We start from the raw sequence: 25,003 nt of genomic DNA on the forward strand, positions 1-25,003 counted from the left end.
CGCCTTCGTCAGCCGACGGAGCCCAGGCCCAGCCAGCCGGCCATCGAGGCGAGCTCCTCCTCGAGCGCCGGCCTAGCCTCCGGCGGGGCGTCCGGCTCCCAGTGCACCGCGTGCACGCGCAGCAGACCGGCCGCCCGGTCGGCCTTGAGGTCGCAGCGGGCGACCAGCTGTTCGCCGAGGAGGAAGGGCAGCACGTAGTAGCCGTGCACCCTGAGGTGGGCCGGCACGTAGATCTCGAGGCGGTAGGCGAAGTCGAACAGCGCGGCGGTGCGGTCGCGCTGCCAGATCAGCGAGTCGAACGGGCTCAGCAGGGCCCGCGCGGTCACGCGTCGTGGCCGGCGGGCTTCCGGGTGCAGGTATGCCGGGCGCGCCCACCCGTCGATGGTGGCGGGCAGGAGGGCGCCCTCCTCGACGAGGGAGGCGATGGCGGGCCGGGCCTGCTCGGGCTTGAGCCGGAAGTAGTCGCGCAGGCACTGCTCGGTGCCGACGCCGTGGGCGCGGGCGGCGATCATGACCAGCTCGCGCCAGGCCTGCTCGTGCGTCGGTCGCAGGGACGGGTCGAGGGCCAGGGGGGCGACGTCACGGGGCAGCACGCGCTCCAGCGCGGCATACCGGCGCTCGAACTGCTGGGTGCGGCCGGCGCTGGTGATCTGACCCGACCAGAACAGGTGCTCGAGGGCGTTCTTGACCAATGACCAGTTCCAGCCCCACTCGTCGCGCTCTCGGGGAAGGTCGTGCTCCAGGGCGACCTCCACCTGCCGGGAGGTCAGCGGGCCACGGGCGACGACCTCGCCGAGCACCGCGTCGACGAGCTCGGGGTGGTCGCGGGCGACCCGCTGCATGCCGCCCCACGAGTCGTCGAGCGCCCGCTGCATGCGGAAGTCGAGCAGCGGCCAGGTCTGCGGCGGGATGAGGCTGGCCTCGTGCGCCCAGTACTCGACGAGCCTGCGCGGCGCCCGGTCGCGCGCACGCTCGAGCAGTGCGCGGTCGTAGGGCCCGAGGCGGGAGTAGAACGGCAGGTAGTGGCTGCGAACGAGGACGTTGACGCTGTCGATCTGGACGACGCCGACCCGGTCGATGACGCGCTGGAGGTGGCGCATGGTGACCGCACCCGGGCCAGGGCGGGGGTCGGAGAAGCCCTGGGCCGCCAGCGCGATGCGCCGAGCCTGGGCCTTGGTCAGGCGGACCGGCTCGGGGGCCGACGGCGCAGCGGTGAGGCGTCCGGCAACCGTCATTCTTCGGGGTCGAGCAGGTTCTCGCGCACGGCATACATGGCCGCCTCCATGCGCGAGTGGAGCTGGAGCTTCTCCAGGATGTTGCGGACGTGGTTCTTCACGGTGTTCTCGGAGATGAAGAGCTGGTGCGCGATCTCCTTGTTGGCCATCCCGCGCGCCACGAGCTTGAGCACCTCGAGCTCGCGCTCGGTGAGTCGCGGAGCGCCCACGGTGGTGGGGCGGTCGGGGCTCTTCTTGCTCATCTGCGCGAACTCGGCCAGCAGCTTGGAGGCCATCGACGGGGAGATCAGCGAGTCGCCGCCCATGACCGCCTTGATGCCAGCGGCGATCTCCTCGCCGGGCACGTCCTTGAGCAGGTAGCCGTTGGCCCCGGCCTTGACGGCCTCGTAGAGGTCGGACTCCTCGTCCGACATCGTCAGCATGATGATCTTGGTGGACGGGACCTGGCTCTTGATCGCGGCGCAGGCCTCGATGCCCGACACGCGCGGCATCCGCACGTCCATGAGCACGACGTCGGGCAACATCTCGACGGTGCGGTCGATGGCCTCCTGGCCGTCACTCGCCTCGCCGATGATGTCGATGTCCTCCTCCTGGGTGACGACCGTCTGGAGACCGCGTCGGTACAGCACGTGGTCGTCGGCGATCACCACCCGGATGGGCTCCTGCGCCGTCTGCGCGCTCTCCCCTGCGTTCACGGTGCACATCCTGTCATGCGTGAGCGGCGGCACCGGCCCTTTTCAGCTGACCTGTCCTCGCATGGGCGCAGGTCACGGGGCAGGCGCCGCCGCTCAACGGGTGGTCAGCTCACCTTCTCCATCTCGTCCAGCGGCGCTGCCAGCGGCTGCCCGTGGCGGTCCACGTCGAGGTGGATGACGCCGTAGGACCAGCCGCGGCGGCGGTAGACGACGCTCGGCTTGTCGGTGTCGCTGTCGTGGAAGAGGTAGAAGTCGTGTCCGACGAGCTCCATCTCGTTCACGGCCTGGTCCAGCGTCATCGGTGTGGTGGCGTGGACCTTCTCGCGCACCTCGATGGGTGAGTTCCCCTGGGCCCCGAAGGGCTCGTGCTCCTCCTCCTCACCCCCGTGGGCGTGCTCCCCACTCACGCCGTTGAGCGAGGGCGCGAGGCGCGCTGTCGCCTGGGCCACCGACTCCGGGGCGTGACGGCCTCGATGGACCCTGCGCTTGTCGTGGGCCCGCCTCAGGCGCTCCATGAGCTTGTCCATGGCCAGGTCGAGTGCGGCGTACTTGTCGTCAAGACAGGCCTCGGCCCGCACGATGGGGCCCTTCACATGACAGGTGATCTCGATCCGGTCGCAGGCCTTGGCCTGGCGCTTGTTCGGCTCGTGGGTCACGACCACGTCGACGCGCTGCGCCCGCGGCGCGAGCTGCGGGATCTTGGCGAGCTTCTCGTCGAGGTGGGACCTGAACCGATCGGAAACCTGCATGTTGCGTCCGGTGACGACAATCTCCACAGTGTCCTCCTTGGGGGATTCGTGGGGTGCATGAGACGGGCCTGCGAAGCCCTCGTCAACCGCGGCACCACTCCCCTCGCCGGCTCCGCCGGCCGCCCGCTCCCCGGGCCGGGACGCCGCCGGAGGAGTGCCGGGGGCGCCCTGTCGTCGTGTTCTCCACGAGGACCGGGGGGGCCATACAGAGAAGGTAGTCGACGTCCCCGCATTCCGACAGTGGACGAATGGCCTATACCGGGGTGGGTTTGTGGTGATAAGCGCGAGCACCCCTGCGGGGCGTCGCGCAGACGGTGGCGGCGACGACCTCCCGGGCGCCCTCGCGCCGCAGCGCACGAGCCGCCTCGACCAGGGTGGCGCCCGTGGTCAGGACGTCGTCGGCGACCACGCACACGGCGCCGGCGACGCTGGGGGTCCAGCGGGGCCGCACCTCGATGGCCTCTTCGAGGTTGGCCCGACGCTGCTGCGCCGTCAGGCCGGCCTGGTCCGCGACAGCGCGCCGCAGCCTCAGCACGTCGGCGCAGAGCACCTCCGTCGGCGCGTACCCCGCGACGGCGCCGCGCACGAGCCCGAGCAGTGGCGCGTCACCGCGCCGTCGCCTGGCCTGTCGTGAGGTGGGAGCCGGCACGACCAGCACCGGGCCGTCGCCCTGCGCCAGCGTCGAGCGCGCGGCCGACCCGCGGATCGCGGCGTCGACGGCCGCAGCGAGGAGCGGGGTCAGCAGGGCGGCCAGGTCGCGGCGGTCGTCGTCCTTGTATGCCGTGACGAGGTGCCCGAGCGCGCCGCCGTAGGGCGCGCTCCCCCAGACCCGGGGCATCCCCTCCGGGCAGGGACGCGGACGGACCACCCGCGGGCCGTCGACCCACACGGCCGCGCTGACCGCGGCCCGGCACGCACGGCATACGGGCTCGTCGGCGGCACCGCAGGAGGCGCAGGCGGCCGGCAGGGCGAGCGCAGCGAGGGTGCCCAGCGCGGTGGCGCACTCGTGGACGAACCGGCCTCGCATGCCGCAAGACTGGACGTCGTCGCGATTCCCGCGTTGCGGTGGCCCGGGCGTTGTGGGCGGGGATACGCTGCCCGAGGTACCTGTGGACAAATCCCGGCCAAAGACCGGAACCGCAGGACACCGCGATCCGATAGGGCGAAAATGGCAGGCGCCGGGGTGCACAGAGCGGAGGTTGGCATGCGCTGGTTGCCGCGGCTGTCGATGGCCACGCTCATCCGGATCGGCTTCGCCCTGGCAGCCCTGACCGTCGCGGCCCTGCGCGGCGACGTCGCCGAGGCCCTCCCCTGGGTGCTGCTGGTCACGACCCTGGACCTGGTGGCCACCATGCTGCTCGCCCCCAAGCCGCCGACGCGGACCAGGCGGATCCAGGGACTGGCCGTGATCAGCATCGAGGCCCTCGCCGCAGGGGCGGCCATGGCGTACGGCGGGGTGGGCCCCAAGGCCCTGATCGTGATCCCCGCCTTCAACATCGGCCTGAACTACCGGCCGCGCTGGGTGCTGTGGATCGTCGGTCTCGGCGCCGGCACGGGGTTCGCCATCCTCTGGGCCACCGACAAGCTCAAGGACGGCGCGAGCAGCCGCATGCTGCTGTGGATCCTGGGGGCGGCGCTCATCGGCCTGCTCGGCGCGCTGTCGCGGCAGATGGAGGCGCAGGCCGCGTCGGCGTCGGTGTCGGTCGACCCCTCGCTCGCTGCCGAGGCCAGCATGCTGCTGCGCAGGCTCCACGAGCTGGCCGACTCCCTCGACACCGGCTTCGACGCCCCGGCCTCGGCGGAGATGGCGCTGCAGGACCTGGCCGGCCGCACGCGCTCGGCGCGCAGCGCCATCCTCGTGGGCTACGGCGACGATCCGGCCGTGCCGCTGGCCATCCGCGGGGCCGACCGCACCCCGTGGCCGGACCCGACCGAGCCCGGCTCGGTGCTGTGGCACGCATGGCACGAGGGCGACCCGACGCTGTCGGTCTGGGACGGGGACTACGTCGAGCGGTCGGTGATCTCGGTGCCGATGTACGACGAGACCGGGAAGCGGCTCGGGGTGCTGGTGGCGGACCGGCCGGCGATGACGCCCTTCTCCGAGGACGACCTCACGGCGGCGGTCGAGGTGGCCGCGGCCCACTCCGCCCACATCGACCTGTCGGTGGTCTTCGCCAGCCTGCGCGAGCGGGCCGGGCTCGAGGAGCGCGAGCGCCTGGCCCGGGAGATGCACGACGGCATCGCGCAGGAGATGGTGGCGCTCGGCTTCGGCCTCGACTCCGTGCGCAGGCGGGCACGCGACCTCGAGTCGCCGCTCGCCGACGACCTCGACACGCTGCGCAAGGAGGTCTCGCGGGTGCTCGCCGACCTGCGCCTGCACATCGCGGACCTGCGCATCGCCGTGCGGCCCGACACCGGCCTCGGCGCCATGATCGGCGCCCGGCTGCAGAACTTCGGCTCGGCCACGGGCATGACGACCCGCATGCACCTCTCCGAGACCGGGTTCCGGCTGCCGGCGCACACCGAGGTGCTGATCTACCGCCTGTTCCTCCAGGTGCTGACCGATGCCCGGCACGCTGCCGACACGACGTCGATGGACGTGCGCCTCAACGTGGCCGCCCCACGGGCCGAGCTCTGGGTCTCGCACAACGGCACCTCCACCCTGAGGCGCAAGGACTTCGCCGAGCACCCGCTGCGGGCTCTCGGTGCCGAGATCACCGTCGACCCGTATGGTGAGCGCGGTGTCTCCGTCCGCATGAGAATGCGGGCACGCGGCGCGGCTCCTTCCGCGACGCTGTCACACGAAAGGATCCCTCAGCCGTCATGAGCATCAACGTGATGGTGATCGACGACCACACACTGGTCCGAGAAGCCGTCTGCCGCATGATCGACAGCGAGCCCGACCTCCACGTCGTCGGGCAGGCCGGTTCGCTGACCGAGGGCCGCGTGCTGCTCCAGCAGCAGCCCTTCCACGTGCTCGTGATCGACGTGTCGATGCCGGACGGCTCCGGCCTGACGCTGGCGCGCGCGGCGCGCGAGGCGTCGCCGCGCCTGGGGATCGTCGTGCTGACCATGCACAACGACGACGAGACGCTGCTCGAGGCGCTCGACCTCGGGGCCTCTGCCCTGGTGCTGAAGTCGGCGCCCTCGGAGGAGGTCATCGCGGCGGTGCGTCGCGCCGCTGTCGCGCCGGACGCCTTCATGGCCACCGGCCTCGCGGAGGCGCTGCGCCGGCGGTCGTCGTCGGACAAGCCGAAGCTGACTCCGCGCGAGACCGAGGTGCTCGACCGGCTCGTGGCCGGTGACTCCATCGCCGCGGTGGCGAAGAAGCTCTACATGAGCGAGTCGACCGTCAAGACCCACGTCTCGAAGGTCTACGAGAAGCTCGGGGCCCACAACCGGGCGTCCGCCGTGATGGCGGCGCTGCGGCTGGGACTGGTGAAGCCGGAGTCAGCGAGCAACCTGCCCCGCTGACCCCGGCTTGGAGTCAACTCAGAAGCCAGAAAAGGCTGCGGCCATCCGAATCATTCCGGGTCCCACCACGATGATCATGAGAGCCGGGAAGATAAAGAACAGCATCGGGAAGAGGATTTTGACCGGCACTTTCTGTGCCATCTCTTCAGCCCTTTGGCGCCTGACCAAACGCATCTGATGGGACTGTTCCCGCAGGACATTGGCGATGGGTAGACCCAGTCGGTCCGCCTGCACGAGCGAGCTCACGAAGTTCTTTGCCTCGGGAACAGTAGTCCTCGCGGCCAATGAACTGAACGCCTCACCTCTCGACTTTCCGATCTGAATCTCAGAAAGCACCCGGGCGAACTCTCCTGCGATCGGCCCCGTCACCGAACGAGCGACCTGCAGGAGCGCCGCATCGAAGCCTTGACCAGCTTCGACGCAGACGGTCAGCATGTCGAGCGCGTCGGCCAACCCTCTGCGCAGTTGCTCCTGCCGCTTGGCGCCCGCGTTGTACAGAAGGATGTCGGGGAGGAAGAAGCCCGCCGCTGCAGCCCCCAAGCAGATGAGCAAGCCCCGTGCCTGGAAACCGCCAACAAGTAGCCCGAAGGCAGCTCCGACGAGTAAGCCCGTACCCTTCGCGCCCATCACGCGCTCGGGTGTCCACTTCTCGGGATTGCCTGCGAGATCAAGGCGTCGCGACAGGGAAGACGAAGCGCCAGAGGGCGACAGTCTGAAGGCGAGACGTCGCGTTTTGTCAAAGAAAGGGTCGATAAGACGGTCGGAGACGCTCAGTTCCTGGCGCGAGACTTCCCCGGGGCTAACCTGACGCTCAATGATTTGGAGGGACCGAGCGACACCCGTGACCTCGCCGGCCCCCCACGTAGCGGCAAGAACCAAGGTCGCCAAAGCAAGGGCAGTAGCCGTCAGGCCGATGATCAGCAAAAGACCAGGCACGGTCATACCTCGACTTCCACGACTTTGCGCATCCAAGCGATGCCGATTGCCAGCGAAACGAGCATCGCACCCGTCATGGCCCAACCCATGGGGTCAGTCCACAACAGCGAAATGTAGTCATGGTTGGCCTTTAACATGTAGAAGAACATGCCGATAGGAAGACCTATTAGGATATATGAGGAAAGTCGACCCTCTGCGGACAGGGCGCGTACATGGCGGTGGAGTTCCTCCCTCTCACGGATAGTCTTTGCCGTAGTCCGAAGGGTCTCCGCCAAGTTACCGCCAACCTCACGCTGAATCCGGATAGCCATGCTCGTCCATCGCATCGACTCACTAGCCATGCGCTCCGACATGTGGTCCAGTGCGTCCCCCACATCGGCGCCGATCCGTGTCTCGGCCAGAGCCCGGGCGAACTCCTTCGCCGCTGGCTGAGCCGCGTCTTTCGCCACCGCATCAAGCGCCTGGAGGAGGGAAAACCCCGTCGAGAGGCTACTCGCCACCAGTGCAAGTACGTCGGGAAGCTGCGCCTCGAACTTCTTGCAGCGACGCCTGGCCAGAAATCGGAGAACAACCGCAGGGAGGAGATACCCCAACATAGCGCCCACGCCGAGCGCGACGAGCGTCATTCCCAAGCCCCCGCGAAGAAGCATGAAGAAGAGCGCCGTTCCGACAACGACGGAGATAATGCGCAGCACCCACCATTCCCCGGCTCTGAGCGGCAAGTCTGCTCGCTCGATGAGAGCCATAGTCTTGCTGGTCGACTCTCGGCCACTCATGACCTTGTCCCCAAGGCTCACGAGACTTGCTGAGATCGCCTGCGGGTTGACAGCCCTTTCCTTGTCAGGCGCAGCCTTGAGTGCAGGAGCCACGTACCGCTCAATCCCCTCCACGCGCTGTTTGCGATTTGAGGTGAACAATGGGGCGGCCAGCGCGGCACCGACTCCAAGCAAACCTAGCCCGGTCGTAACGAGAGCGATCAGTAGCTGGAGTGGCATGCCCTGCTGGCGCGGCGCCGCCGAGATTACCGTGCTGTCGTCGCCATCGGGCGAGAGGGTTGCAGTCTGGCTGGGGACCGGCGTGGTGACTACCGGAGCGGCCCCGAAGTCGACCGTGGCCTGGGCTCGGAAGGGCTGCTTGCTGGCCGTACCGCTCACCGTCACCACCTGCTTCGACCGCACTGCAGAGTCCGGCGTGAAGTTAATGGTGACCTGCGAGTCGAGAGCCTTGGCGGCAGCGCGGAAAGCTAGACGTACCTCATCGTCATCACCAGCGGCTGCCACGCTCCCACCTCCAGCAGCAGCGAAGGCCTTTAGGACGGTGTTATCACTGTCGGCGGTCTTGAAGCCGATGACCTCCGCGCGAACACCGTTGCGCTGCAACGCTGCTGTGGCGCTGACTCTGGTGGCCGTGGTGCTGCGCGTGTCCCCACCGTCGCTCAGGAGCAGCAGGCTCCGCTCGTCATAGCCCGCCAGACCTGCGGCAGCAAGGGCCACTCCGTCGTAGAGCGTGGTCTCGCCCCGGGACCGAAGCGCGTTGACAGCCTTCTGCACCCGAGCGCGGTCCTTGGTCGGAGGCACGTCCACACCCGCGGTCGCCGCGAAGGAGACCAGGCCAACGGACACATCCTGCGGTACATCCGCAAGGAATGCGGCCACCGAGCTACGCACAGTGGCCATGCCGGCCTCACCCATGGATCCACTCGTGTCAACCACCAGCATGGTGGCTCTCTTGGCCTGGGCGACCGGTTGAATGGTGACGGGGTAGGTCTTCCCCTGGACACTTGCCGTGAGCGACTTGGGATCGATGGACACAGCTGACTGGCCGGCTCGAAAAGTCAGGACGCCCGTGAACGTCCCTGCGGCGAACTTCGTCGAACTGATCGACGCGGTGCCTGGGTCCTGGACAGCGGTCGACGCCGGGGCGGCGAGCGCAATCGCGAAGAGGGCAGCGGCCACGGCCGCGCCTGAACGGCGCAAGCGTCGAGGGAGCCCTTCTCGAGTCGTTCGCACTACATCCCCCGGACGAACAGATTCGGGGGGAGTTCGATGCCCTGGTCGTGCAGTTCCTCCGCGAACTTGGGACGCAGACCGGTGCTCACCAACGAGCCCCGGAAGCGGCCATTCTCATCGCGGCCCGCGCCATAATTGAAGGTGAAGATGTCCTGCATGGTGATGATTTCACCCTCCATGCCTGCGACCTCGGAGATCGCCACAACGCGGCGCGAGCCGTCCTTCAGGCGCGCCTGCTGGATGACAAGGTCCACCGCGCCAGAGACCTGCTCCCGGATGGCCCGGACGGGGAGATCGACGCCCGCCATGAGGACGAGGGTCTCGAGGCGGGAAAGGCTGTCCCGGGGGCTGTTGGCGTGCACCGTGGTGATCGAGCCGTCGTGACCCGTGTTCATGGCTTGCAGCATGTCGAGCGCGGCACCATCACGGATCTCACCGACGACGATGCGGTCGGGTCGCATACGCAGCGAGTTCTTCACCAGGTCACGAATAGCGATCTGGCCCTTCCCCTCAATGTTCGCCGGACGCGACTCGAGCCGGAGGACGTGGTCCTGGTGGAGCTGGAGCTCGGCCGCGTCCTCGATGGTGACGATGCGCTCGTCCTCAGGGATGAACGAGGAGATCACGTTGAGCAGGGTGGTCTTACCCGAGCCAGTACCACCGGAGATGATGATGTTACGGCGTCCGCGAACGCAGGCCACGAGGAAGTCTCGGACCTGCACGCTGAACGTGCCAAAGGCGATCAGGTCCTTGTCGGTGAAGGGGTCTGTAGAGAATTTGCGGATCGTCAGCATCGAACCGTCGAGGGCGATCGGCGGGATGACCGCGTTGACGCGCGAGCCATCGGGAAGACGTGCGTCCACGAGCGGGCTTGCCTCGTCGATACGACGGCCGACCCGACCGACGATCTTGTCGATCGTCCGGCGAAGGTGTGCGTCGCTGCTGAAGTGCGTGTCGACGGAGTAGATCTTACCTGCCCGCTCGACGTAGATCTTGTCGGGACCGTTGACCATGATCTCGCTGATCTCACTGTCGCGAAGGAGGGGCTCCAGGGGCCCGTGTCCGAGGATCTCGTCCGCCACCTCCTGAGCGATGCGGGTGCGGTCCGCGAGGGAGAGCGGTGTCTCCTCGGAGTCGATGACCTCCTGCAGGGTGTGCCGGACTCGAGTCTCGAGTTCACCCTGGTCCAAGTGCGGGTCGTACAGCTGGGGCCCCAAGGAGTCGAGCAGCGCCTGGTGGACGCTCGCCTTTACAGCTGCGAAAGGGTCCACGATGCGCGCGCGCTCCGGCGTCGCATGCGTAGGGTCCCCGACGGGCTGTTGGGCGCGTCGGACATTTTCAAGGCGATCCGCAAGGCTCATCGGCGGCCTCCCCAACTCAGGATGCGACGGCGTGTGTGCTCATCAGAACTACGACGCTCCTTTGACTCTGACCTCGACACGTTCGCCGCGACCGGCTTGACGAAGTTGTCGGCAAGGTCGCGAATAGCGACGCTGACCGGGTGCTTCGGCTCGTCGAGGACGATCGGCACTCCGCGATTGACCGACGCCGGCACCGCAGTGCTGTTGGGCACCATGACTGCGATGTCCTGCTTGATGACGGCGACAACGTCTTCGCTCCGCAGGCCCACCTTGGCATCGGATCGGTTAAGCACCACGACCCTGTCCTCTCTGGGGCTGCCGAGAAGGTCCAACGTGTCGAGCGTGAGCCGCAGGTTCTTGACTGCCGGGATGTCCAGAGTGGCGATCAGAACCAGCAGGTCGCTGTTGTCGAAAGCAGCCAGAACGTGTTCTGTGAACGCAGGCGGCGTGTCCACCACGATGAAGTCGTAGCTGCGCTTAGCCACCTTGAGTAGTTCACCAATGATGGTGCCGGGGATACGGTCGGCGTCGCTCGGCTCGGCGGGTGCGCAAGCGGCATCCAAGCCGCTGTCATGGTGCGTCACGACGGACTGCAGGCCCGGTTCATCTAGGTGGCCTGCCATCTGGACCAGATCAATGATGGAATTCTGAGGCAACATCTGCAGACTGATGCCCACATCGCCGAAGGCCAGATCGAGGTCGACCACCAAGACACGGGCGCCGGTGGAGGCTAAGTAGCTCCCGAGATTGGTGGAGAAAGTGGTCTTACCCACGCCGCCCTTGGCGGAGAAGACCGTGACGACCTTGCCGTCCTGGACTGCCTGATCGTGCTGACCCAGCATTTTCTGGGACAACTCTCGACTGCGGCGCACCGCATCCGCCAGCCCCGTCAGGTCGTCCGCTGGTATCACCTCACGGACACCAGCACGGAGTGCCTGTCCGAGCACGGCGACATCGAGTCGACGACGCAGAAGGACGACGCCCACGTCAGACCTCAAAACGCGCACTGCTTCAGAGAGGTCGCAGGCGCTCTGCATGTCGATGTCGGGACCTATAAGGACCAGGTTTTCACGCGGCGAATCCTCTAGGGACCGCATTAGCGAGACGTGGCTATCCACGCGCACTATGTCGCCACCAACCGCATAGTTGTAGCGATCGGCGCCACCAGAGTCATTGTCCCAGAGCAGGGTCACTTGCCCACCCCAGACAGGTCGAAGAGGTTTAGGTCATCGACTCGCGGGACACCGGTCATCTTGACGTCCGAGCCGCGAAGGGCCGCGTACAACTCGCCCGTATTAATACCGTGAATCAACCTGGCTGCGTCCTTTGGGGTCACGGCAACTGTGACGAGGAAGCTTGGGGCAGTCGGCTGGCCCGCCTCTCCATCGCCTTCCTTCTTTTGCCCCCCAGCAAGTGCGGTGTCTCCCATGGCGATGACCAGTACGTCCTCGAGCAGGACGCTTGTTCCCTTGACGTCCGCGTCGTTGAGAGTCTTCGATTTGTCATCATCACCAATCGCCTTGATCTTGTAACTGTCGAAGATGGCGATTCGGGTCCCCGGTGTCACGAAGGTGCCCACGCGGGCTGGATCGGATAGCTCCACCGAGACGGCGACCATGCCAGCGGGTACCTCGATCGCCTTCGTGCCGGTAGGCGTGGTTCCGAATCGGGCGGACAAAACGTACTCGCCCGGCGGAATGTCAGTTAGCGCGAGGAGGGAGCTGTTGCTGTCGGTAATTCGCGTTAGGGCCCCCGCCGGCAATCCCTTGGATGCGACAGACGTCTTGACAATGGCCCCGCTACGAACGGCATCCTTCAACGTTGTGCCGGAAGCGACCAGCTTGTTTGCCACATATACGTCCGCCGGCTGCTGCGCAGCGACAGCCCTGGAGTCCGCCCCGCGCGCATAGAGCAACACGGCGGCTACACCTACGAGCGCCACCACCGCAGCAGCGAAAATTGCTATGATTCTACGCCCCATTGGTGGACCGTCTTTCTATTGAGAGGAATTTCTTAGCCTAGGAGGCTAACCGTCTTGGGCCCAAAAGAACCTCCGCCGGACCAGACTGCGCCCCCCGGGATCAGAGGCTGCAGGTACCATCCCCACAGACATCCTTGGGTCGACTTGTCACAACCGAGCAGAACCTTCTTGCTTACCGCGGGATCATAAACCTCCGGGTCGAAGCCATTGAACAGCTTATTCGCGGCGTCGCCCTCGAAGTCGACTCCGGCAAGGTAAAAGGCTGCCATCCCAGCGACGTTGTAAACCGTGTTTTGGCCGGTGCCGGACGAGCCATTTGTGATGGGGATGTACACCACCTGCCCGACCTTCTGTGGCAGCAACGTCGAACAGTCGGAGCTGGACGACACGCCGCCGGTGCCACCAATGGTGTCGCCTATTGACGCAGCCTGACATGCCGACGACTCATCCAACCATCCGAAATTTCCTGGCGTGTATAGGCCAGGCGAAGTTGGATCCTTCCCGCAGTCCGCCACACCAGCATTAGGGTCGCTCATGACAACGATCTTTGCGATTTGATCTAGGTCAACCTCGGCTGGGACTGTAACGGTCGGGTTCTGCGATGCCGGTACCTGTGGTGACGTTGAATATGGAGGCAGAGGGGGAAAGTCGGTTCCATTGTCGGTTGCAGCCTCCCAAGCGCAGAGGCTTTGGGTTAGGGGCAAGACATTCTTTGCGTCATACGACGAGACCAATCCGGCCTGTGCGCACGCTTGAACTCCGACACCGGCGGCCTGGCCGGTCATTGCTTGCGCGAAGGCGTACGGCAGGATCGTGTCACCGTTCGTCTCTCGCGTTTTCGTGTAGACGCGCACCCACTCAGTCGGCATTGTTGCCGCCGCGACGCAGTCCGTCAGCTTCGTAGACAGCGGCGGACATGAACTCAAACCTGGGCCTGTTCCACAAATAGCGGTGAGGCCATCGGTACGGCCGATAGTTGTCGTGCCGTCAGCCGCATTCTTGTCCGCTAGGTCCTGGCGCTTCCCGGCATCTCCAGACAGGCAGTTCCCAAGCTTCGCACAATCCATCGCGACGGAGAGGGCCACAGCGTCCGCACCGTTCTGAAGTTGCCGTCTTTCGGAGTTGATGCGACCGAGATCAACAGTCAGAGCGGCGCAGCCGATCAGAACCATGCTGGAAAAGAGGAGGACAACCACGACAGCGATGGCCCCACGCTCGGAGTTTCGGCGTGGCCGCCAAATGCTGTTCATCCCCCGCACCTCATCCTGGCTGACTGACTGAAAGTCTTACCGGCTCCTGGGTGAAAGAGAATGCCGGAGAAGTTGAATGAAACCGTGACCTGCGCGTAGTCGTCACCATTAGGGCAGGTTTTGTCCAATGCTACGACAGCCGTCCCGCCGAATCCTGGATTGGGAGCCGCATCCTTGGCCCTTTGAGTCACTTGAGCCGTGGTGTAGTTGGGTGCCAAGGAGGCGAGCCGTACGCCCTCACGAGCTCCCTGACTCACCTCCAGCATGCCGCTCAGAATGCGGGAAAAGTCGATGATGCCGAAGACGAGCAGAATGAGGACCGGCAAGATGATCGCCATCTCAACTGCCGCTGCGCCGCGATCGCGCGGTATGGCCATGCCAATCCTCATTTCCTTGCTCTACCAGATGGCGGACTGAAACATCGCCAGAACTTTGGTGCCCGTAATCGTGACGGCCGCGACGATAACCGCTGCGATGAATGCCAGCAGGAGGCCGTACTCGACTGCTGTTGCACCGCGCTCAGCTCCGCGCCTCCACGGACTCATGATCTTCAGACTGCGTTGTTGACAGTGGTGAAAGCGTCGTTGATCTTGCCGCCAAGGAGCGCCACAACGGTGACGATGACCGCCGCGATGAGGGCGACAAGAAGGCCGTACTCGACGGCGGTCGCACCGCGCTCGCTGCGGGCGTGGAAGGCGCTGACCTGGAACTTGACGAGCTGACGGAGCATGTTTCCTCCTATGTTGTTCGAAGGGCATCGAGAGGCCAGCCCGGCCCCCTGATCCATCTGGGGACCGGGCCGCGCCACTCAGACCGCGTTGTTGACAGTGGTGAACGCGCCGTTGATCTTGCCGCCAAGGAGCGCCACAACGGTGACGATGACCGCCGCGATCAGGGCGACAAGAAGGCCGTACTCGACGGCGGTCGCACCGCGCTCGCTGCGGGCGTGGAAGGCGCTGACCTGGAACTTGACAAGGTGCTTGAGCATTTCAGAATCCCTTTCGAGGCTTCGGTTGCGGCTCAGACCACTGCGGTACTGCGCCGAAGTAGACGATGCCTTGGGCACGGAGCCCTACACATCGACTGTTGGGTTTCTCTGTCGGTGGCCGTTGGTCGACGTTCCCCTCAGCCGAACGGATGAGCGCCCAACCTGCAGCTCACGTGGCAGGTACGGCGAAATCCGTGCCCTTGGCGACGTCGAGCCAACTGCTGCCTGCTCGGAGCAGGACCTGGCCCCGATCTGTTGTCACGACCAGCCCGCGCTCGCCATTGATGGTGGTGATCGCCTGCGCCTCAGGCACATCCGAGACCTCCGCGGCGACCATCCGACCGCCGACCTCGGCGATCCACACCCGCACCGGGGAGGTGCTGTTGATGCGGCCCAGGACGGCCACGCGGGTCTGGTCGACCCACACGAGATCTCGGACAAGGGTGAGGGCAGGGCCGACCTCGACCGGTTCTGCCAGGCGCTCGGGCATGCCGTTGGACGCGCGCACGACGCCCGCCACGTCGACGCGCGGGTCCTGCCCTGACTCGGCGGTGGAGGCGATGGCTACGCGCTGCCCGTCGGGTGCGACCCTCAAGGCGACGACGGTACGCCCCTCCAGCCAGCCCGCGTCGACGCTCAACGGTCGGCTCCGTTCTGCGTCCGAGGGATCCGCGGCAGGGTTCACCGCCCATACCTGCGCGCGGCCACCTGCCTTGCCTGCCACCCACAGGATGTTCTGCCCGTCGAAGGCAGGCCTCGTCAAGCGCGTGCCGAATGACGGCACGCCAATCTGCCTGCCACCGCGCCAACGGGCAAGCTCGGCGCGGTTGCCGCCCACGGCGGCGATCTCATCGCCGGATCGCGAAACCGCCAGCCAGACCCAACCGGTGGGGATGCTCGGCGTGCCGGTTGGGCGCAGGGACGGCTCGGAGTCACGCTCGTCACCCAGCCGCGCCGGGTCGACGGTGAACAGCTGTCCGCCCGTCCGGAGGACTGGACTGGCGGCGGCCGATGCCGGGGCCGAGGGGAATCCCAGGTCTCCAAGGCTCGCGGGCGCCTGCTCCACTCCGGGCAGGTCGAGAGTGGAGCCCTCGACCCTGAGCGCCACCCGGTTGACCTCCGGGATCTGGGTGAGGGTTGCCACGAACTGCGCCCACAGGTTCTGCCGCCGCACGGGATCCCCTCCCGGCTTGGTCGCGGTGAGGTCGACCGTGGCCACGCCGCCTTCCACGGGCACCGCGTCGACAGTCAGACGAGTCCCCACCGGGACGTCGCTCCTGGCTGCCCCCAGCAGGTAGGCCGGCGGAGGGCTCAGCTGCGCCCGGGCAAGGCGCGTCGCCAACCCCTTGCCGACAGAGAACCAACGGACGTCGGGAACCATCCGCCGCTCGAACGACGAGATGTAGTGGATGCGGAAGGGTTTGTAGAGTCGGTCGACGTCCGATGCACTCAGCCACAGCCCAAAAACCTCCGGAACCGTGCTGATGCGCCACTCCCCCGCCGCTCGCTGAAGGGTGAAGTCGGCCTCCACGGTCGTGCCTGCCGGCAGATCGCGGTAGCGGCCGTTGGCGTCGATGCTGGCGGTCACCTTCGCCGTCGCCCGAACGGTGTTCTCCCTCAGCGCCCTGACCGAGACCGCTGACTCGTCGGTGAAGATCATGATCGAGGAGTCCGGCCGCCAGGTCGCGTCTGACGACAGCGCCATGAACGAACGGGCGACCTGGAACTCCTGGTCACTCGCGGCCCCCGCCCGCAAGAAGCCCTGGACGATCTGCTCGGGCGCCGACCCGTCTGCCGGACCGGGAAACAGGACCTTCACCGGGTCTGCTGCTGCCGCACCGACCTCCAACCCAGGCCGCACCGCGGAGTCGTTGGAGATGCCACCGCAACCACTCACCAGCAGGCTCGCGCACACGACGGACATCAGGCGACGCGGCTTCACGGCTGGCCCTTTGTCGCCGCGGGCAGTGGCTCGAGGGGCAAGGGGGCCTCGTCGATGGGAGCCCCCGAGCGCCGAGGCAGGGTCAGGCGGAAACACGAACCGTCGCCGGGCTCTCCCCAAGCCTGCAGCCACCCGTCATGGAGACGCGCGTCCTCGAGGGAGATGGCCAGGCCGAGCCCGGTCCCTCCCGTGGTCCGCGCCCGAGCAGGATCGGCGCGCCAGAAGCGGTTGAAGACGAGGGCGGACTCCCCCGGGCGAAGGCCCACACCGTGGTCCCGTACGGTGACGGCGACAGCCGACTCATTCCCCGCAAGTGTGATCTCAACGGGCCGGCCCTCGCCGTGCTCGACAGCGTTGACCACCAGGTTGCGGAGGATCCGCTCGACCCGACGTGAGTCCATCTCTGCCACGCAGTCACCTTTTGCTCGGACGGTGACCGGGCTGCCTCGCCGCGTGGCAATCGGCTGTGCCGCCTCGACGGCCCGAGCGACCGGGTCCCGCAGGTCGGTAGGCTCAGCGTCCAGCGCGGCGGCACCGGCATCGAAGCGGCTGATCTCCAAAAGGTCGGCCAGCAGTTCCTCGAACCGGTCCAGCTCGTTGTGGAGCAGCTCAGCCGACCGAGCCGTGACGGGGTCGAAGTCCTGTCTGGAGTCGTGGAGCAGGTCGGCGGCCATGCGGATGGTCGTCAGCGGAGTGCGCAGCTCGTGGGAGACATCCGACACGAAGCGCTGTTGCACCCGTGACAGGCCCTCGAGCTGGCGGATCTGCGACTGGAGACTGTCGGCCATGCCGTTGAACGACTTGCCCAGCATGGCGAGGTCGTCTTCGCCACGCGCCCGCATCCGCTCGTTCAGTTTCCCCGAGGAGAGGCGCTCCGCCACGACCGCTGCTCGTCGCACGGGGATGACCACCTGCCGGGTGACGACGAAGGCGACCGCGCCGACGAGCAGGACGAGGACCACCCCTCCGAACGCGAACGTGTTGGTGATGATCTCGAGGGTCTGCTCCTCTCGCTGCATGGGAAAGATGAAGTAGAGGTCGTAGGCGCCGGCCACCGGCAGCTCGATCTGCGAGCCAACGAGAACGGCAGGCACCGTGTCACCCGACTCGTCCGTGATGCTCGTCAGCTTGTACTGCTGCCGCCGGGGGTTGTCGCTGACCGCGGCGCGAAGATCGCTGGGGATGCTGGGGAGGCACGCCTCGTCGGAGCACACCGTCGCCACGAAGGTAGGGCTGTCGTTGTCGAGCGAACGCGTGAACACCACCTGGCGACTCGCATCGGCACCGGGCGACGCCAGTCTCTGCTGCACGAGGTCGCGCGCGAACAGACCCAGATCCGCCGCGGTCTCCGTTCTGTCCGTCGCGTCGAACGCCTGCTGCGCCTCCGTCGCCAGCCCCGAGGCCTCCAACGTGGCGATCGAGATGCGGTCCTCCTCGAGACCGTTGGAGATCGACTGGTAGAGGTAGGAGCCGAGCAACATGATGACGAGCAGGCCGAGCAGCATGGTCGTGGTGACGACCCGGAACTGCAACGAGGAGCGCCACATGTGCCGCAGAGTCCGCAGCGCGCGAACGGCGACTCTCCGGGCACCTGCCACGACACGGCCTGTGACCCCGCTGAATCCTGACCACCGATCCCTCAGGGCCGAGGTCGGCCCCGGGTGAGGCCTGGCCAACCCGGACATGGCTAGCTCGGCCCTGCCTTGTAGCCCACGCCACGCACGGTCACGACGATTTCCGGCTTCTCGGGGTCGTGCTCGATCTTGGACCGGAGCCGCTGCACGTGGACGTTGACCAGACGGGTGTCACCGGCGTGGCGGTAGCCCCACACCTGCTCCAGCAGGACCTCGCGCGTGAAGACCTGCCAAGGCTTGCGGGCAAGCGCCACCAGTAGGTCGAACTCCAAAGGAGTCAGGGAGAGCGCCCGACCATCGCGCTTCACGGAGTGCCCGGCGACGTCAATGACGAGGTCGCCGATCTCGAGGCGCTCTGGCTCCGGCTCGTCGCCGCGACGCAACCGGGCACGGATCCGGGCGATGAGCTCCTGCGGTTTGAACGGCTTGACGACGTAGTCGTCCGCGCCCGACTCCAGGCCGACCACGACATCGACGGTGTCGGTGCGAGCTGTGAGCATCACGATCGGAACTCCGGACTCGGCCCGGATCCGGCGGCAGACCTCCATGCCGTCCAGCCCGGGCAGCATGACGTCGAGGAGCACGAGGTCGGGCTTGCTCTCACGGAAGGCGCCCACCGCGGCGGAGCCGTCGGCGACGTGGAACACCTCGAGACCCTCGTTGCGCAGGACGATGCCGAGCATCTCGGCAAGCGCGAGGTCGTCGTCGACGATCAGAACGCGGCCCTTCACCAGGTCAGTCCTTCCCCGCGGTTGGTCAAGATCTCATCATGAATCATCACATAGGGAGTGCATACCTCCGCGCATGTTGGGCGCTACACGCCAGCGATGGGCGGACCTTCGCGGCGCCTGCCCGTGCCAGCGGCTACCGGCGCACGTAGACCAACCACCCCGACACCATGCGGTTCAGCAAAAAGCGCTCGTCCGCCTCAGTGGCTTTCGCAGCGGCAGTTCCCGACTCCACCAGGACAACGTCCGCAGCGCTGCGGGCCTCATCACTCCCGGCTCGACCCTCCAGGAAGTCAAGGAAGGCATCTTGGTCTCTGAGGGAGAACGCATCAATGGGGTTACTCATCCAGACTCTCACACCGGCAGCAGCAAGGGACTCTGCTAAGGGTTCGTCAGCGAGCACCACCGTGTTGACATCGGATAGCTGACGCACCACTGGCAGCAAGGCTTTCGCAGGATCAGGCGCAGCGGCGGACCCGCGTGAAAGACCCACCACCGCCAGACATAGCGCCATCAGAGTGCAGGTCAGAGTGACTGCGCGGCTCCACACAAAGGATCCGAGCGCTGAACGTCGCGAAAAGCCCAAGGCCGCAGGTGTCACGAGGAACAGGAGAAGCCAGACGCCGTGGCGCGTCGCTTCTGCGGTTGCCGCCACCAGACACACAAGGACTATGTACTCCCAAAGCGGCCGACGGCGTCGAAGGCTCGCGAGTAGAAGAGCACTCGCGGCCAGGACCATCATGAGGTCAAGTGGCGTGCCGAGATCAGGGCGGGCCCAAAGCCCCGAGTCCCGTGCGGCCGCAGCATTGGTCAAGGCCTCGACGTAGTACTCCCCCGTCCCCGGCCCGGCCGGCGTCAGCCACAGGGCCGCCATTACAGCCAGCCCAATCGTCACCGCCAGTTTGGGTTGCCGCCATACCCTCGAGAACAAGAGGTAGGCGCCGATTACCCCGACACCCAGAAGGATTGCTCCATGGAGATTGGACCACAGGGAACACAAAGGGACGAGCCACCACACCCGGGGTGACGGATTGGCATGTTCCGAGCGTAGTAGGACGAGCATGATGACGAAGGGAAGCAGTGAAAGAGCCTGAAGGCGGATGACGCCTACAGTGGCGAGGGCTCCAAGCCCGGCCAGAGCCACTGCGCCACTGAGAGCTACCGGCCCCACGGACTCACGGGCAGCGGACCAGGCCAACAGCGCGAGCGAAGAGCCTACAAGCACAAGGTTCATGGCTATAAGCCCCTGAGGGCCGACTGACGCAACAAGAGCAAGCACGAGCTCGGCAAGAACTGGGACATTGTTCCACTCACTGCTGTCCGCTACGGCGAACGGAATCCCTTCCGGGATCGAGCGCCTCTTAGAGATGTACCGCCCCATGGCGACGGCCCAATAAAGATCCGCCCCGATAACGCCGAAGAAGGCAACGATCGCGAGCACGGGAGCGATTGCTCCGGGAATCAGGACCCAAGTCGCCGTTGAGCCCGTGACGCGACGCTCCCGGTCCAGGGGCGAGATATCAGGCGATTGGCTGGCATGTGACGCGGAGGATCTTCCTACTTGAGGCACTAGACGACCATGAGAGGTGTTACCGAGCTGATCACGAGGGCATTCTTGATGAACCACCACTGACAGAGCAACCCCAAGCACACACCGCCAGCGATCGCGACGAGGCGCTTCTGGCGGGCGGCGGCAGAATTGACCAGCAGCAGACCCAAACTGGGGGCGAGGAGCGCGTAACGAATGATGCCTGACCCCATCGGCGTCAGCAAGAAGATGTATAAAGGGTAGGCCACGGACCAGGTGCGCATCTCCAGGCCCCATCCTGAGAAACGACGATCAAGTGCTGACGCGCCCAGAAGAAGCAACAGTAAGGGAACCACGGATAGTGCCGCGGCACCGAACACATCGTCGATTTGAGTGAACCAACTGAACGTGAGTCCCTTTAGAGTCCCACTCGCCCGATTGAATCGGGCGGCAGAGCCCATGAGATTCGAGGCCAGCGCTGGCCACGCGAGCGCTCCGGCGACTGACCATACGCCAAGAACAGCTGAGCCGAATGCGGCCCGCACCGGAATGGACGACCACCCCTCAGCCCGGGCACGGGAAAGCAAGTGCACGACCAAGACGACCGCCAGCACTGGGGTGATTAACCTGGTGAAGGACAGGGCTGTGACTGGGAGCAGACACCACCAGTACGCGCGCCTCCGAATCATCAGGAGCGCCGCGATTAGCAGCAGAAAGGCCAATCCCTCGCTGTAGGCGGCTTGAAACAGGGGTGCACTAATGAACGCAGAGGTCGTGACAACTCCGGCCCTCGCTATGTAGCGCCCTCCGGTCTCGCTGAGGTATCGATACAGCACCACGTGACCTAGAGCTCCTGCAGTGAGGCTAACGACCGAGGCCGCAGGGCCGAAGGCCAAGCCAGTTCCGGACATCACGAACCCGACCAGCAGTGGATAGAAAGGCGGAAACGCCCAGGCCCACGCCTTTGTGCGGAGTTCGGGATCCCCCGCTAAAGGTCGCTTATAGCCATCCGAGGCGATCGCCTGATACCACTGGCCGTCCCAATTCGTGATCACTCCCCAATAGCCGGGATCCGCAGGCTTGGCTTCGAAGACGAAGACACCTCTCATGGTTGAGGAATCGAGCGCGATTTGCCCCTTCGAGGCGGTAACAATCATGAACACGTTGATCAATCGGGCGGTCACGAACACGATCAGCGGGAAGGCGATTGGCCCCTGAAGCCACGCAAGGCGCTCGACCAAGGGCGTACGACTCCCGGAAGGCATGAGGGTTGTCACTGAAGAGGTCCTTGGTCACTCGTCACCGCGGGACGCATGAAACGACTCCTCCCGGGGATCAACCTTCGCAATCTCGCCGCTGCAGAACGTCTCACCCACAGAATTTGGCGTCGAATATGCACACCCCCTGCGCCTTCACTCGGATCCGAGTGGGGCACCAGCAAACGGAGAAGTAAACAGACGCCGAACACGACGTACGTTGCGGCCGCCAACTGTTGCATCAGGTTGAGATCTGTAGCCTCTGAGTCAGCGAGTTTGAAGGGTCCGAACCAGAAGACTGCTGCGCCGACAATTAGGGAGCCGTAGAGGCGGTTCGCCTTGAGGAACAGCAGGACAGGGCAGATCCACACCCAATGGTGCGTCCAGGATATCGGCGATGCCAGTAGTCCCCCTAGTGCCAGCGCCAGCGTTGCGCCAACATCATCGCCCAATCGACTTGCTCGCAATGCAAGCGCCACGCTCAGGCCCAAGCCGATGCAACCCAGCAGCATGAGAGCTGCAAGACCTCCACCCCAACCGCTGCCAACATGCCTGGTCCAGACGCCGTTCAGTGACTGGTTCCATACTCCAGCCACCGTGCCCTCGCCCCAGCGGTTGAGATTTACGAACGCTCCTAGCCAATAGTCGAGGCTGGCGCGGGGTGCAACGATGAAACCTGCGATAACCGTTCCGAGAAACGCTCCACCGAAACGTATAGCAGATGCCCAATCTCTCTTCACCAGGAAGAAAAGCAGGAACACGCCCGGGACCAGCTTTATGCCTGCGGCGAGGCCCACAAGCCAGCCACGGTGCCTTTTTGGGACGAGCAGAGAGTCAAGGACCACCAGGAACATCAGGTACAGGTTGATCTGGCCAAGGGTGATGTTGAAGCGAATCGGTTCCAGGGCGAGGCCCACCAGACCCACAAGCGCTACATCCAGACTCCTGAGCCCCAGCCGCGTCCCCAGCAGCGCCAACACGAAGGCATAGCTGGCCAGAGAACCAGCTGTGAAGATCGCCTCGAGTAGCCAAGGGCTTAACGATCCAACGGGCACAAAGAGCAGCGCGGCGAAGGGCGGGTAAGTGAAGGGAAGACCGTGGACAGACACGTTGTACAGGTCTTCCCCACGAACGAGCGCTTGAGCGCCGCGGATGTAGACGTCCAGATCAAACCAGCCACCGTTGCGGCCATAACGCCAGCCGATCCAGGACGCCCCCAACGCCGTCGCCGTCGCCCCCAGGTACCGGACAGACACCTGCCGACCTCCGCGCGGGGACACCGCGCCCGACCACGTGCCTGCCTGCTGGGTCGGCATGGACTCGGCTCTGGACGATGTAGAGCTGCGGGACGAGGTCACCGGAAGACCATAAGTTGGTACGCGGCCCTCGGAACGAGGATCAGTCCAAAATTACCCGTTCGGGCCATGTGGGACAAACGTACGCCGCCCACTCAAACCGTGAGCGGGCGGCATACCCCTGCGGTGCAAGCGCCTGAGACCAGCCTCAGTAGCGGTAGTGCTCCGGCTTGTACGGGCCTGCCACGTCGACCCCAAGGTACTCCGCCTGGCCCTTGGTCAGCTCGGTGAGCTTGGCGCCGAGCGCATCGAGGTGGAGACGGGCGACCTTCTCGTCGAGGTGCTTGGGCAGCACGTAAACCTTGTTCTCATACTCCCCCGGCTTCGTCCAGAGCTCGATCTGGGCGATCGTCTGGTTCGAGAAGGAGTTCGACATGACGAACGAGGGGTGGCCGGTCGCGTTGCCGAGGTTCATCAGGCGCCCCTCGGAGAGCACGATGATCGAGGAGCCGCTAGCGAAGGTCCACTCGTGGACCTGCGGCTTGATCTCGGTCTTCTGCACACCGGGCACCTTGGCGAGACCGGCCATGTCGATCTCGTTGTCGAAGTGACCGATGTTGGCGACGATCGCCTTGTTCTTCATCTGCTGCATGTGCTCGGCGGTGATGACGTCGTAGCAGCCGGTGGTGGTGATGAAGATGTCGGCGGTGTCGACGACGTCCTCGAGGCGGGCGACCTGGAAGCCCTCCATCGCGGCCTGCAGGGCGCAGATGGGGTCGACCTCGGTGACGATGACGCGGGCGCCCTGACCGGCGAGCGACTGGGCACATCCCTTGCCGACGTCGCCGTAGCCGCAGACGACAGCCACCTTGCCGCCGATGAGGACGTCGGTGGCGCGGTTCAGGCCGTCGATGAGCGAGTGGCGGCAGCCGTACTTGTTGTCGAACTTGGACTTGGTGACCGAGTCGTTGACGTTGATAGCCGGGAAGAGCAGGTTGCCGGCCTCGGCCAGCTGGTAGAGGCGGTGTACCCCGGTGGTGGTCTCCTCCGTGACGCCCTTGATGCCCTCGGAGACCTTGGTCCACTTGGTGGCATCGGCCTCGATGGTCTTGCGGACCAGGGCCTTGAAGATGGCGAACTCCTCGGAGTCCTCTTCGGTGGTGGGCGGCACCTGGCCGGCGGCCTCCCACTCGCGGCCCTTGTGGACCAGCATCGTGGCGTCGCCGCCGTCGTCGAGGATCATGTTCGGGCCGTCACCGTTCGGCCAGGTGAGAATCTGCTCGGTGCAGTCCCAGTACTCCTCGAGGGTCTCGCCCTTCCAGGCAAAGACGGGGACGCCGGCCGGCGCCTCGGTGGTGCCCTTGCCGACGACGACCGCGGCGGCGGCCTCGTCCTGGGTCGAGTAGATGTTGCAGGAGGCCCAGCGGACCTCGGCGCCGAGGGCGGTGAGGGTCTCGATGAGCACGGCGGTCTGCACGGTCATGTGCAGCGAACCGGCGATCTTGGCGCCCTTGAGGGGCTGGCTCTCGCCGAACTCCTCGCGCAGGGACATCAGGCCGGGCATCTCGTGCTCGGCCAGGCGGATCTGGTGACGGCCGGCCTCGGCGAGGCTCAGGTCGGCCACCTTGTAGTCAAAGGACATGGAAGAACTCCTGTGGGTTGACTCGTTCGGTGTGCGACCCGGCGTAGCCCCTCTGGGCGCGCTGAGCGGGTTATCACCCACGCCGGCACTATTCCAGTCTAGCGGGGGAGGGCCCGGCTACCCCAACCGATAAGACAAGGCCCGTCGCGCAGTCCGGGTGTGCGGAGTCCTCCTCGCCCATTCCGCCGGGGCGGACTCCCCGAACTGCCGCCCGGCCGGCGACGAGGGGACGGGAACCGAAGGGGTTGGGTGGCATCCTCCGTTCAGACATATCCGGCACCGATCCCTCGTCACGGGAGA

Annotated in this window: 23 protein-coding genes; 2 read left to right on the forward strand and 21 right to left on the reverse strand. The window is 65.8% G+C overall.

Going from position 1 to position 25,003, the window contains the following annotated elements:
- Window positions 1-8 precede the first annotated feature (8 nt).
- The 4 genes from P2F65_RS15560 to P2F65_RS15575 all read right to left on the reverse strand — a co-directional run bounded on the left by P2F65_RS15560 (window position 9) and on the right by P2F65_RS15575 (window position 3,706).
- Window positions 9-1,235, reverse strand: coding sequence for a crosslink repair DNA glycosylase YcaQ family protein (locus P2F65_RS15560; RefSeq protein ID WP_275809692.1), 1,227 nt, complete (start codon window positions 1,233-1,235; stop codon window positions 9-11).
- Window positions 1,232-1,930 carry a response regulator transcription factor gene (locus P2F65_RS15565; RefSeq protein WP_275809695.1) on the reverse strand — a complete coding sequence of 233 codons (699 nt, stop codon included), beginning with the start codon at window positions 1,928-1,930 and terminating at the stop codon, window positions 1,232-1,234. The genes P2F65_RS15560 and P2F65_RS15565 overlap by 4 nt, the downstream gene beginning before the upstream one ends.
- Window positions 1,931-2,034: 104 nt before the next feature.
- Window positions 2,035-2,706: a ribosome-associated translation inhibitor RaiA gene (gene raiA / locus P2F65_RS15570; RefSeq protein ID WP_275809698.1), complete on the reverse strand. Its 672-nt coding sequence runs from the start codon at window positions 2,704-2,706 to the stop codon at window positions 2,035-2,037.
- 226 nt (window positions 2,707-2,932) lie between these two features.
- Window positions 2,933-3,706 (reverse strand): phosphoribosyltransferase family protein, encoded by a 774-nt coding sequence (locus P2F65_RS15575; protein WP_275809701.1) that lies wholly within the window; start codon window positions 3,704-3,706, stop codon window positions 2,933-2,935.
- Window positions 3,707-3,883: 177 nt separating this feature from the next.
- On the opposite strand from P2F65_RS15575, the gene P2F65_RS15580 reads away from it, so the two are divergent.
- Together P2F65_RS15580 and P2F65_RS15585 are read left to right on the forward strand one after the other, a co-directional pair.
- Window positions 3,884-5,506, forward strand: a complete 1,623-nt coding sequence (locus tag P2F65_RS15580) for a histidine kinase (RefSeq protein ID WP_275809704.1) — start codon at window positions 3,884-3,886, stop codon at window positions 5,504-5,506.
- Window positions 5,503-6,153, forward strand: a complete 651-nt coding sequence (locus P2F65_RS15585; protein ID WP_275809707.1) for a response regulator transcription factor — start codon at window positions 5,503-5,505, stop codon at window positions 6,151-6,153. Before P2F65_RS15580 ends, P2F65_RS15585 begins: the two co-directional genes overlap by 4 nt.
- Before the next feature lie 18 nt (window positions 6,154-6,171).
- Here P2F65_RS15585 and P2F65_RS15590 read toward each other — a convergent pair whose 3' ends face one another.
- From P2F65_RS15590 to ahcY, 17 genes are all read right to left on the reverse strand, one after another.
- Complete coding sequence (locus tag P2F65_RS15590) at window positions 6,172-7,095, reverse strand: type II secretion system F family protein (RefSeq protein WP_275809710.1); 924 nt, start codon at window positions 7,093-7,095, stop codon at window positions 6,172-6,174.
- Entirely contained in the window at window positions 7,092-9,044 is a 1,953-nt protein-coding gene (locus P2F65_RS15595; RefSeq protein WP_275809713.1) for a type II secretion system F family protein, read from the reverse strand. The genes P2F65_RS15590 and P2F65_RS15595 overlap by 4 nt, the downstream gene beginning before the upstream one ends.
- A 53-nt stretch (window positions 9,045-9,097) precedes the next feature.
- Window positions 9,098-10,459, reverse strand: coding sequence for a CpaF family protein (locus tag P2F65_RS15600; RefSeq protein WP_275809716.1), 1,362 nt, complete (start codon window positions 10,457-10,459; stop codon window positions 9,098-9,100).
- Window positions 10,456-11,652, reverse strand: a complete 1,197-nt coding sequence (locus tag P2F65_RS15605; protein ID WP_275809718.1) for an AAA family ATPase — start codon at window positions 11,650-11,652, stop codon at window positions 10,456-10,458. The genes P2F65_RS15600 and P2F65_RS15605 overlap by 4 nt, the downstream gene beginning before the upstream one ends.
- The gene (locus tag P2F65_RS15610) at window positions 11,649-12,440 is read right to left on the reverse strand and encodes an RcpC/CpaB family pilus assembly protein (protein ID WP_275809721.1); all 792 of its coding nucleotides are present in this window, start codon (window positions 12,438-12,440) and stop codon (window positions 11,649-11,651) included. The genes P2F65_RS15605 and P2F65_RS15610 overlap by 4 nt, the downstream gene beginning before the upstream one ends.
- Window positions 12,441-12,472: 32 nt before the next feature.
- Window positions 12,473-13,690, reverse strand: a complete 1,218-nt coding sequence (locus P2F65_RS15615) for a Tad domain-containing protein (protein WP_275809724.1) — start codon at window positions 13,688-13,690, stop codon at window positions 12,473-12,475.
- The gene (locus P2F65_RS15620; protein WP_275809727.1) at window positions 13,687-14,067 is read right to left on the reverse strand and encodes a TadE family protein; all 381 of its coding nucleotides are present in this window, start codon (window positions 14,065-14,067) and stop codon (window positions 13,687-13,689) included. The genes P2F65_RS15615 and P2F65_RS15620 overlap by 4 nt, the downstream gene beginning before the upstream one ends.
- 21 nt (window positions 14,068-14,088) lie before the next feature.
- Complete coding sequence (locus P2F65_RS15625; RefSeq protein ID WP_275809730.1) at window positions 14,089-14,235, reverse strand: Flp family type IVb pilin; 147 nt, start codon at window positions 14,233-14,235, stop codon at window positions 14,089-14,091.
- A gap of 5 nt (window positions 14,236-14,240) precedes the next feature.
- A complete protein-coding gene (locus P2F65_RS15630) occupies window positions 14,241-14,420 on the reverse strand; it encodes a Flp family type IVb pilin (protein ID WP_275809733.1) in 180 nt (59 codons plus the stop codon).
- Window positions 14,421-14,498: 78 nt separating this feature from the next.
- Window positions 14,499-14,678, reverse strand: a complete 180-nt coding sequence (locus P2F65_RS15635; RefSeq protein ID WP_275809736.1) for a Flp family type IVb pilin — start codon at window positions 14,676-14,678, stop codon at window positions 14,499-14,501.
- 169 nt (window positions 14,679-14,847) lie between these two features.
- On the reverse strand, window positions 14,848-16,620 hold the full coding sequence (locus tag P2F65_RS15640) for an LpqB family beta-propeller domain-containing protein (protein ID WP_275809739.1): 1,773 nt from the start codon (window positions 16,618-16,620) through the stop codon (window positions 14,848-14,850).
- Entirely contained in the window at window positions 16,617-18,167 is a 1,551-nt protein-coding gene (gene mtrB / locus P2F65_RS15645) for an MtrAB system histidine kinase MtrB (RefSeq protein ID WP_275809742.1), read from the reverse strand. Before mtrB ends, P2F65_RS15640 begins: the two co-directional genes overlap by 4 nt.
- A gap of 140 nt (window positions 18,168-18,307) precedes the next feature.
- Window positions 18,308-18,985, reverse strand: coding sequence for an MtrAB system response regulator MtrA (mtrA, locus tag P2F65_RS15650; RefSeq protein WP_275809744.1), 678 nt, complete (start codon window positions 18,983-18,985; stop codon window positions 18,308-18,310).
- Window positions 18,986-19,118: 133 nt separating this feature from the next.
- Window positions 19,119-20,423: a hypothetical protein gene (locus P2F65_RS15655; RefSeq protein WP_275809747.1), complete on the reverse strand. Its 1,305-nt coding sequence runs from the start codon at window positions 20,421-20,423 to the stop codon at window positions 19,119-19,121.
- 128 nt (window positions 20,424-20,551) lie between these two features.
- Window positions 20,552-21,787 (reverse strand): hypothetical protein, encoded by a 1,236-nt coding sequence (locus P2F65_RS15660; protein WP_275809750.1) that lies wholly within the window; start codon window positions 21,785-21,787, stop codon window positions 20,552-20,554.
- A complete protein-coding gene (locus tag P2F65_RS15665; RefSeq protein WP_275809754.1) occupies window positions 21,784-23,082 on the reverse strand; it encodes a glycosyltransferase 87 family protein in 1,299 nt (432 codons plus the stop codon). Before P2F65_RS15665 ends, P2F65_RS15660 begins: the two co-directional genes overlap by 4 nt.
- Before the next feature lie 187 nt (window positions 23,083-23,269).
- Complete coding sequence (gene ahcY / locus P2F65_RS15670) at window positions 23,270-24,703, reverse strand: adenosylhomocysteinase (RefSeq protein WP_275809757.1); 1,434 nt, start codon at window positions 24,701-24,703, stop codon at window positions 23,270-23,272.
- Between the last annotated feature and the right edge of the window lie 300 nt (window positions 24,704-25,003).

The sequence above is a fragment of the Knoellia sp. p5-6-4 genome (assembly GCF_029222705.1).
Classification (GTDB): domain Bacteria; phylum Actinomycetota; class Actinomycetes; order Actinomycetales; family Dermatophilaceae; genus Pedococcus_A.